Below are 1935 nucleotides of genomic sequence, written 5' to 3'. Positions count from 1 at the left end.
AGCTCGGTCCCGGGGATCCTCTAGAGTCCGACGTTCGCGGCTGACGCGGCCCCGGCGCAGGGACAGCTCCCCGCCTCTCTCGCGAAGACCCTCTCCGGGCACGCGGGCGCCGCCCGCGTGGCGTACGACGAACTCGCCAACTTCCTGCGCACCGAGCTGGCGCCCGCGGCATCCGAGAACGATGCGGTCGGACGCGAGCTGTACGCGCTGCACTCGCGCGGCTTCCTCGGGGCCGTGATCGACCTCGACGAGACCTACGAGTGGGGTCTCGAGGAGCTCGCCCGCATGGTGGCGGAGCAGGAGTCGATCGCCAACGAGATTCTGCCGGGCGCGAGCGTCGAAGAGGCCGTGGCGTTCCTCGAGAACGATGAGGCGCGCAAGCTGCGCGGCACGCGGGCCCTTCAGGAGTGGATGCAGGCCACGAGCGATCGTGCCGTCGAGGAGCTCGGCAAGACGCACTTCGACATCCCGGAGGAGATCCGTCGGCTCGAGTGCATGATCGCGCCGACCAACGAGGGCGGCATCTACTACACCGGACCGACCGACGACTTCTCGCGTCCCGGCCGGATGTGGTGGTCGGTGCCTGAGGGCGTCGACTCGTTCGACACGTGGCGCGAGCTCACCACGGTGTACCACGAGGGCGTTCCCGGCCACCACCTGCAGATCGCCCAGGCGGTCTACAACCGCGCGGAACTCAACTCGTGGCGGCGTCTGCTTGCCGGCTCCAGCGGACACGCGGAGGGCTGGGCCCTTTACGCCGAGCGCTTGATGGAGCAGCTCGGCTACCTCGACGACCCGGCCGACCGGCTCGGCATGCTGGACGGCCAGCGGATGCGGGCCGCCCGCGTCGTGCTCGACATCGGCGTGCACCTGGGCAAGCCTCGTCCCGACGGCGAGGGCATCTGGGACGCCGACTTCGCCCTTGAGTTCATGCGTCGAAACGTCAACATGTCGGACGAGTTCATCCAGTTCGAGGTCAACCGCTACCTCGGCTGGCCGGGGCAGGCACCGTCCTACAAGGTCGGCCAGCGCATCTGGGAACAGATCCGCGAAGAGACCGCCGATCGCGAGGGCGCCGACTTCGACATCAAGCGCTTCCACATGCGCGCGCTGCGTCTCGGTGGGGTCGGTCTCGATACGCTGCGCATGGCCCTCGCACAGGGCTGAGCACGACCACACCGCGCACGGAATGATCACGGCACAGGGAGGGTTCTCATTCGTATGAATGTAGAACTGGGACTGGACACCTTCGGCGACGTCACCGTGGGCGAGGACGGCGAGCGCCTGAGCGACGCTCAGACGATCCGCGACATCGTGGATCAGGCGGTGCTCGCCGACCAGGTGGGGCTCTCCTTCTTCGGGGTAGGGGAGCACCACCGCCACGAATTCGCGGTGTCCAGTCCGGAACTGGTGCTGGCTGCGGCGGCAGCCCGTACCGAGAAGATTCATCTCGGTACGGCTGTCACCGTGCTCTCCAGCGACGACCCGGTGCGCGTGTACGAGCGCTTCGCGACGCTGGACGCGCTGTCCGCGGGGCGCGCCGAGGTGATCCTCGGTCGCGGTTCGTTCATCGAGTCCTTCCCGCTGTTCGGCTACGACCTCGGCGACTACGAGGTGCTCTTCGAGGAGAAGCTCGACCTCTTCTCGCAGCTGCTCACCGAGAAGCCCGTGACCTGGCAGGGCACGACGCGGGCAGCACTGAACAACGCCGACGTCTTTCCGAAGACGGAGAACGGCATTCGCGCGTGGGTAGGAGTCGGTGGCTCGCCCGAGTCGGTCGCGCGCACGGCCCGCTACGGCTACGGACTCATGCTGGCCATCATCGGCGGCTCGGCCGATCGCTTCCGCCCCTACGTCGATCTCTACCACCGCTCGCTCGCGTCGTTCGGGCACAGCGAGGCGATGCCCGTCGGCGTGCACTCACCCGGCCACGTC

At 68.0% G+C, this 1935-nt stretch carries 1 protein-coding gene and 1 pseudogene; both read left to right on the top strand.

Going from position 1 to position 1935, the window contains the following annotated elements; genetic code table 11:
• Nucleotides 1-30: 30 nt before the first annotated feature.
• A pseudogene (locus I5I_RS08315) lies at nucleotides 31-1167 on the top strand (DUF885 domain-containing protein); the annotation flags it as partial.
• 54 nt (nucleotides 1168-1221) lie between these two features.
• On the top strand, nucleotides 1222-1935 hold a 714-nt coding region (locus tag I5I_RS08310), incomplete at its 3' end, for an LLM class flavin-dependent oxidoreductase (RefSeq protein WP_036318328.1).

The sequence above is a fragment of the Microbacterium sp. B24 genome, from assembly GCF_000333415.1.
Lineage (GTDB): Bacteria > Actinomycetota > Actinomycetes > Actinomycetales > Microbacteriaceae > Microbacterium.
Note: the sequence above shows the minus strand (reverse complement) of the source record. Positions and strands in the feature narration are given on the sequence as shown.